Here is a 6,749-nt window from a genome sequence, read left to right as displayed (position 1 = left end):
CCGCTCCTACGCGCGCTGCAGGCCAGCGAGCACGGTCGGCAGGTTGTTGAGGCCCCAATGCTCGACATAGCGGCCGTCCTCGACCCGGACGATGTCGATCACCTCGATGCTGACCGTCTTTCCAGTCGGCTCTACCCCGAACAGCGTCCCGGTGTGCGTGCCCGACACGGTCTTGCGGGTCGTCACCTTGTCGCCCTCGGCGACCTGGTCGTGGATCGTCACCGTCAATCCGGCCAGTGCGGGCCGGAGAATGTCATGGAAGGTGCTCCACATGCTCTCGCTTCCTGCAGGAGCGCCGGGCGGAGCGGATCGATTGACGAACCCCGGCGCCATCAGCGCCTCGAATGCGGCGCGATCACCGCCTTCGATCACGTCCTTGTTGAAGCGGCGTACCACCGTCTTTGGATCGGATACGGTCATCACAGCCTCCGTTTCGAACACGGCCATACAGCGATAATGGACATAGTAAAGGTCGCGCGGTTGGCGCTGCCTTCCCGATCTGCAGGGGATCTGGCAGAGCACGCAACGGGACCATCACGCCTCGACGTGGTTGGTGCGCTTACGGGCGGCGAAACCGCGCGGCGACCGGCACCGCCCTGTCGCCGAACCCGGCATCCCTGCCTTTACCAATCCCCACTCCCGACTCCCGAATCCCCGCTCACTTGAACTTGTAGACCAGGTTCATCGTGGCCAGGGTATCGGTCTTCTTCTTGTCGTCGCTGACGTCGCTGTTGTAGCGCGCCTGCCAGCCGGCCTTCAGCGCCAGACGCTCGTTCATGCTGACCGAGATGCCCAGGTCGTTCTGCGCGAAGGTGTTGTACGCGCCGGATTCGACCAGCAGGGTGTTGCCCAGTTCGGTATTGCTGGTCAGGCCGTACTTGAAGTCGACCAGGCCGCGGCCGATCAGGCCGGTCTCGGTGCGGTTCTCGACCACGTCGTGGGCGCGGCGCACGCCGGGACCGATCTGCACGTCGATGCTGCGGCGGTCGCCGTCCATGATCCGGGTGCCGTAGCCGATGCCGATCGTCGCCAGGCGGTCGTAGGTGGCGAAGTCGTCGCGCTCGTAGCGCAGCGAGGCGGTCAGCTGGCGGTGCTCGCCGAGCTGCAGCGCGCTGCCGGCGCTGCCGGTGTAGCGGTTGGAGGTGGTCTGGCGCTTGCGCGTGGTGGTGCCGTCGGGATTGGTGTCGACGTACTCGGCGCTGGCGTGCAGGGCGAGCAGGTCCAGGCTGTGGATCCAGTCGCCGTCCACGTACTGTCCCTTCAGGCGGCCGTTGAGGCTTTCGTTGCTGCTGTTGCCGTGCGAGGAAGCGAAGCCCAGTTCGCCCGATCCGCTCCACGGCGAACTGGCCGGGTCCGTGGCTGTCGGTGAGGTGGCGACGTCGGCGGCCCAGGCCGGGGACGTGCTCAGCAGCAACATGGCGATGGCGGATACGAGGGTGGCGCGGCGGGACATGGCTTCTCCGGGAATGAGGACGCAGCCTTCGGCTAACGAAATGGAAACGATTTCATCATACCGGATCCACATGACACCCTGGCCGGCCCGGGGCGCCGGCTTCATCGGCGGTTCGGGCGCTGCACCGGCCGCCATGCCGGGCAGGCGTTTTCCGCCCGCGACTCAGACATAATCGGACCATGGACCGCTACGAACGCATCAACGCACTGCACCGCCTGCTCAAGTCCGCGCGCTACCCGGTGACGGTGGCGCGGCTGCAGGACGAACTGGGCTGCTCCCGCGCCACCGTCTACCGCGATCTGGCCTTCCTGCGCGACGCGCTGATGGCGCCGGTGGAGGGCGACGGCGAGGCCGGCTTCCGCTACGAATCCGGCGAGAGCGACCGGTTCGAGCTGCCGGGCCTGTGGCTGAGTTCGGAGGAACTGCACGCGCTGCTGGCCTCGCAGCAACTGCTGGCGCGCACCGGCGGCGGGGTGCTGTCCTCGGTGCTGGCGCCGCTGCAGCAGCGTATCGAGAGCCTGCTCGCGGCCCAGGCCGGGGCGACCCATTGGCCGGTGGAGCGGGTGCGGGTGATCCCGCACCGCGGCCGCAAGCTCGACGAAGCCAGTTTCCGCACCGTCGCCTCGGCAGTGCTGGAGCGCAAGCGCCTGTCCTTCGACTACCGCGCCCGCTCCACCGACGAATCGACCAAGCGCACGGTGTCGCCGCAGCGCATCACCCATTACCGCGACAACTGGTACCTGGACGCCTGGGACCATGGCCGCGACGCGGTGCGCAGCTTCGCGGTGGACCGCATCAACCATGCGCGCCTGCTCGACCAGCCAGCGCAGGACGTGGCCGACGCCGAGCTGGATTCGCAGCTGGCGGCCAGCTACGGCATCTTCTCCGGCGCGCCCAAGGGCTGGGCCACCATCGTGTTCAGCCCCAAGGCCGCGCGCTGGGTCGCCGACGAGCATTGGCACTCCAAGCAGCAGGGCCGGTTCCTGGCCGATGGCCGCTACGAACTGAAGGTGCCCTACAGCGTCTCGCGCGAGCTGCTGATGGACGTGCTGCACTACGGCTCCGATGCGGAGATCGTGGAGCCGCGCTCGTTGCGCGAGCAGGCCAAGGCGCTGCTGTCGCTGGCGCTGAGCAACTACAGCGACGATTGAGGCGCCGCTGTGCGCGGCGCGATGGCCCGTGCAGGAATGGCTTCATCTGCGACCGGCGTGGCCGACATGGCGCGTCGCGGCTGAAGCCGCTCCTACGGGGAAATTGGCGTCGCCGCCGAGGCGTGCACTGGTGCGGGAGGCAGTCGCTTGTCGCGCAACGCAGCGGCCGCCGTCGTAGGAGCGGCTTCAGCCGCGACCGTGGCATTGCCGCACCATGCCCGTTGCATCCTGGAGGTCTCCCCTACGCCGCATCCAGCGGCGCGCCGCCACCCAGGATCACGCCGATATTGCGCTCGATCCAGTCCACCAGCGCGTGCACGTGGGCAGCGGCCTCCTCGCCGAGCGGGGTCAGGTCGTATTCCACGTGCGGCGGCACCACCGGATAGGCGGTGCGCTGCACCAGGCCATCGGCCTCCAGCGCCTGCAGGGTCTGCGACAGCATCTTCTCGCTGACGCCCTCCAGGCTACGGCGCAGGTCGCCGAAGCGATGGGTGCCCTTGCGCAACGCCACCAGCACCAGCACGCCCCAGCGGCTGGTGACGTGGCTCAATACGGCGCGGGAAGGGCAGTTCTGCGCGAACACCTGGCCGCGCAGCAGGCTTGTGTCCGCGCAGCTGCGCGGCGCTTCGTCGAGAGGTTCGGAAAGGACGCTGGCCACGCGATGCACCTGTCTGTGGGGGAGGGCGCCCCCGATCATACGGGCCGCGCCGTGCGCTTCGCTGAGCGAAGGATGATCGTGGTGACGGTGCAGACCACGCCGCTGCGATGGCGTGGCGGCGTGGGGTTGTCGCGATGGCGTTGCTCGAGCGGCTGGACCGAGCCCGTGCGTGCCGGAGTGCGTTGGCTCGGTGCGGCGCGGTCGCGTGCGCGCGGCGCGTTGCCCGACTCTGACGGCTGCCTCAGGGCTTGTTCGGCACTTCGAAGCCGAGCTTGCCGACCTGCTCGCGGCGCTGCGCCACGCGCTTGAGCTTGTCGATGTTGACCCCGTACTGGTGGTCCAGCTTGTCGACCAGTTCGCGGTACTGCTTGTGGCTCATGTCCGGCGAGCGTGCGAACACCCAGGCCAGATCGCGGCCTGGGTAGTCGATCAGCGCCCAGGAATAGTCCGGCGCCACTTCTAGGATGCGGTACTTGGTGGGCACCATCCTGAAGAACCAGGTCGTCCAGCGGCGGTTGCCGGTGCCTTCCTTGACCGTGGCGCGCGAGTTGAGCTCCTTGACCGGCTCGTCGAAGCCGTTGCGGTACTCGTAGCGCACCGCGATCTTGCCGTCTTCCTTGAGGGTGTACTCGTCGCTGCTGGCGACGTGGCCGCGCTCGGCGAAGTAGGGGATGTGGGCGATCACGTACCAGCGGCCCATGAAGCGCTGCAGGTCGATCGGCGGCTGCGCCGGCTCCTGTTCCGGATCCGGCGCCTTGGCGCGGGCCGTCGGCAACGGGACGGCCATGCCCAGCAGCAGCACGGAAGCGAACAGGGAAAGCAGGCGCATAGGAGATTCCGGGGCGAAGGGCGAACGCCGGTGAAGTATGCGCGTGCGCCATGTCAATGATGCGTCGCAGCCCCTGAGATGTCCCGGCGGCACCCTGCGCGCCTCGACTTCCAGGAGCTGCCGTCATGCCGATCGTTCCGTCCTCTCCGCGCCGCCACGTCCCGCACCCCGGCCTGCGTCGCCTGCTGCGCCAGGCGATCCTGGCCGGGCTGGCCCTGGTCCTGGTGTGGCCGGCCGCGCGCGGCCACAGCGAATGGCTGGGCTGGCGGCCGCTGTGGTTGCTGGGCATGCCGCTGAGCGCCTGGTGGGCCTTGCACCGCTTCCCGCTGCCGCCGCTGCGCCGCCTGTGGGCGCAGTGGCGGGCCCGGCCGCGGGCGCAGGCGCGGCGGCGCGGACCCGCCGTGCGCGCCACGCGCCCAGCCTGACCTTCGGCAGGGGAGGGCGGCGAGGCCACATGCTACGGTGCGGCGCTGTCCTTCCCGGATCCGAACCATGTCCCCACTTGCACACGCCTGCCTGCTCGCCGGCCTGCTCACCGCCGGCACTGCCGCGGCCAAGGAAACCGCGATGCCCCAAGATCCCTATGCCTGGCTCGAAGACGTCACCGGCGCCAAGGCGCTGGACTGGGTCAAGGCGCAGAACGCCAAGACCGAGGCGCGGCTGACCGAGACCCCGGCCTTCAAGGCCCGCGAGACCGGCATCCGCGAGGTACTGGATTCGGACGCCAAGATCCCCGCCGTGCAGAAGATCGGCCCGTACTACTACAACCTGTGGAAGGACCGTGCGCACGAGCGCGGCCTGTGGCGCCGCACCACGCTCGAGGAATACCGCAAGCCCGAGCCGAAGTGGGAGACGGTGCTGGACCTGGACGCGCTGAACAAGGCCGAGGGCGAGAACTGGGTGTGGCACGGCGCCAACTGCCTGCGCCCGGACTACACGCGTTGCCTGATCGCGCTGTCGCGCGGCGGCGCCGACGCCGACGTGACCCGCGAGTTCGACCTGGGCAGCAAGCAGTGGATCAAGGACGGCTTCTTCCGTCCCGAGGCCAAGGGCGGGCTGAGCTGGATCGATGCCGACACCGTCTACCTGTACACCGACTTCGGCCCCGGCTCGCTGACCAGCTCCGGCTACCCGCGCGTCGTCAAGCAGTGGAAGCGCGGCACCCCGATGAGCAGCGCCACGCTGGTCTACGAAGGCAAGCCGGACGACATGTACATCGCCGCGATGCACGACGACACCCCCGGCTACGAGCGCGATTTCGTCAGCCGCACGCTGGCCTTCTACAACGACGAGATGTACCTGCGCGGCGCCGATGGCCGCCTGACCAAGATCGACGTGCCCAATTCGGCCAACAAGGGCGTGCACCGCCAGTGGCTGACCCTGGAGCTGCGCGATCCGTGGACGGTGGGCGGCACGACCTACCCGGCCGGTGCGCTGCTGGCGACCAGGTTCGACGACTTCATGGCCGGCAAGCGCGACTTCCAGGTGCTGTTCACGCCGACCGAGACCGCCTCGCTGGCGTCCTTCGCCTGGACCAGGTCGCGGCTGGTGCTGAACGTGCTCGACGACGTCAAGAGCCGGCTGTGGGTGCTGACCCCGGGCGAGGGCGAATGGGCGCGCACGGCGTTCCCGGTCGGCGACCTGGCCTTCGGCAGCACCAGCGTCGATGCGGTCGATGCCGACGAGAACGACCAGGTGTGGCTGACCTCCACCGACTTCCTGACCCCGACCACGCTGATGCTGGCCGACGTGCAGCGCGGGCCGAAGAGCATCGAGACGCTGAAGGCGATGCCGAGCTTCTTCGACGCGTCCAAGGACGAGATCGAGCAGCACTTCGCGGTGTCCAAGGACGGCACCAAGGTGCCGTACTTCCTGGTCCGGCCCAAGCAACTGAAGGCCGACGGCAGCGCGCCGACCCTGCTGTACGCCTACGGCGGCTTCGAGATCTCGATGACCCCGTTCTACTCCGGCAGCCTGGGCCGCGCCTGGCTCGACCAGGGCGGCGTGTACGCGCTGGCCAACATCCGCGGCGGCGGCGAGTACGGCCCGCGCTGGCACCAGGCGGCGCTGAAGCAGAACCGGCACAAGGCCTACGAGGACATGGCGGCGGTGGCGCAGGACCTGGTCGCGCGCAAGATCACCTCGGCCAAGCACCTGGGCGTGCAGGGCGGCAGCAACGGCGGGCTGATGGCCGGCAACATGCTGATGCAGTACCCGCAGCTGTTCGGTGCGGTGGTGGTGCAGGTGCCGCTGCTGGACATGAAGCGCTACAGCCACCTGCTGGCCGGCGCCTCGTGGATGGCCGAGTACGGCAACCCGGACACCGACGACTGGAAGTTCATCCAGACCTTCTCGCCGTACCACCTGTTCGACCCGAAGAAGACCTATCCGCCGGTGATCTTCCTGACCTCCACCCGCGACGATCGCGTGCACCCGGGCCATGCGCGGAAGATGGCGGCGAAGATGATCGACGCCGGCAAGGATGTGACCTACTACGAGAACATCGAAGGCGGTCATGGCGGTGCAGCCAACAATGCGCAAGCTGCGCACATGCAGGCGCTGGCGTACAGCTTCCTGTGGGAGCGGTTGTCCAAGTGAGTGGTGCGGTCCGCGTCCCGGTCGGGGCGCGGATCACCGCACGGGTTCCAGCGTGTCGCC

The 6,749-nt window shown here is 68.6% G+C and carries 7 protein-coding genes; 3 read left to right on the top strand and 4 right to left on the bottom strand.

Going from position 1 to position 6,749, the window contains the following annotated elements:
* Positions 1-6 precede the first annotated feature (6 nt).
* Both J7357_RS19810 and J7357_RS19805 read right to left on the bottom strand, forming a co-directional pair.
* Positions 7-420: an ester cyclase gene (locus tag J7357_RS19810; protein ID WP_209249137.1), complete on the bottom strand. Its 414-nt coding sequence runs from the start codon at positions 418-420 to the stop codon at positions 7-9.
* Positions 421-658: 238 nt separating this feature from the next.
* Complete coding sequence (locus tag J7357_RS19805) at positions 659-1,453, bottom strand: DUF481 domain-containing protein (protein ID WP_010341068.1); 795 nt, start codon at positions 1,451-1,453, stop codon at positions 659-661.
* A 179-nt stretch (positions 1,454-1,632) separates the two neighbouring features.
* Between J7357_RS19805 and J7357_RS19800 the strand changes: the two genes are divergently transcribed.
* The gene (locus J7357_RS19800; protein WP_010341069.1) at positions 1,633-2,604 is read left to right on the top strand and encodes a YafY family protein; all 972 of its coding nucleotides are present in this window, start codon (positions 1,633-1,635) and stop codon (positions 2,602-2,604) included.
* Between the two features lie 241 nt (positions 2,605-2,845).
* Here the strand turns inward: J7357_RS19800 and J7357_RS19795 are convergent, their stop codons facing one another.
* Together J7357_RS19795 and J7357_RS19790 are read right to left on the bottom strand one after the other, a co-directional pair.
* On the bottom strand, positions 2,846-3,262 hold the full coding sequence (locus J7357_RS19795) for a helix-turn-helix domain-containing protein (RefSeq protein ID WP_209249135.1): 417 nt from the start codon (positions 3,260-3,262) through the stop codon (positions 2,846-2,848).
* A 241-nt stretch (positions 3,263-3,503) separates the two neighbouring features.
* Positions 3,504-4,049 carry a lipocalin family protein gene (locus tag J7357_RS19790; protein WP_244667700.1) on the bottom strand — a complete coding sequence of 182 codons (546 nt, stop codon included), beginning with the start codon at positions 4,047-4,049 and terminating at the stop codon, positions 3,504-3,506.
* Positions 4,050-4,216: 167 nt separating this feature from the next.
* Between J7357_RS19790 and J7357_RS19785 the strand changes: the two genes are divergently transcribed.
* On the top strand, positions 4,217-4,516 hold the full coding sequence (locus J7357_RS19785; protein ID WP_209249131.1) for a hypothetical protein: 300 nt from the start codon (positions 4,217-4,219) through the stop codon (positions 4,514-4,516).
* Between the two features lie 67 nt (positions 4,517-4,583).
* A complete protein-coding gene (locus J7357_RS19780) occupies positions 4,584-6,689 on the top strand; it encodes a prolyl oligopeptidase family serine peptidase (RefSeq protein WP_209249129.1) in 2,106 nt (701 codons plus the stop codon).
* Positions 6,690-6,749: the final 60 nt, after the last annotated feature.

Source organism: Xanthomonas sp. D-109, assembly GCF_017746095.1.
Taxonomy (GTDB): domain Bacteria; phylum Pseudomonadota; class Gammaproteobacteria; order Xanthomonadales; family Xanthomonadaceae; genus Xanthomonas_A; species Xanthomonas_A sacchari.
Note: the sequence above shows the minus strand (reverse complement) of the source record. Positions and strands in the feature narration are given on the sequence as shown.

What these genes read in the sequence shown, in the direction of transcription:
- J7357_RS19810 (WP_209249137.1), bottom strand. Translation starts at nt 420, where the DNA reads ATGACCGTATCCGATCCAAAGACGGTGGTACGCCGCTTCAACAAGGAC.
- J7357_RS19805 (WP_010341068.1), bottom strand. Translation starts at nt 1,453, where the DNA reads ATGTCCCGCCGCGCCACCCTCGTATCCGCCATCGCCATGTTGCTGCTG.
- J7357_RS19800 (WP_010341069.1), top strand. Translation starts at nt 1,633, where the DNA reads ATGGACCGCTACGAACGCATCAACGCACTGCACCGCCTGCTCAAGTCC.
- J7357_RS19790 (WP_244667700.1), bottom strand. Translation starts at nt 4,049, where the DNA reads ATGGCCGTCCCGTTGCCGACGGCCCGCGCCAAGGCGCCGGATCCGGAA.
- J7357_RS19785 (WP_209249131.1), top strand. Translation starts at nt 4,217, where the DNA reads ATGCCGATCGTTCCGTCCTCTCCGCGCCGCCACGTCCCGCACCCCGGC.
- J7357_RS19780 (WP_209249129.1), top strand. Translation starts at nt 4,584, where the DNA reads ATGTCCCCACTTGCACACGCCTGCCTGCTCGCCGGCCTGCTCACCGCC.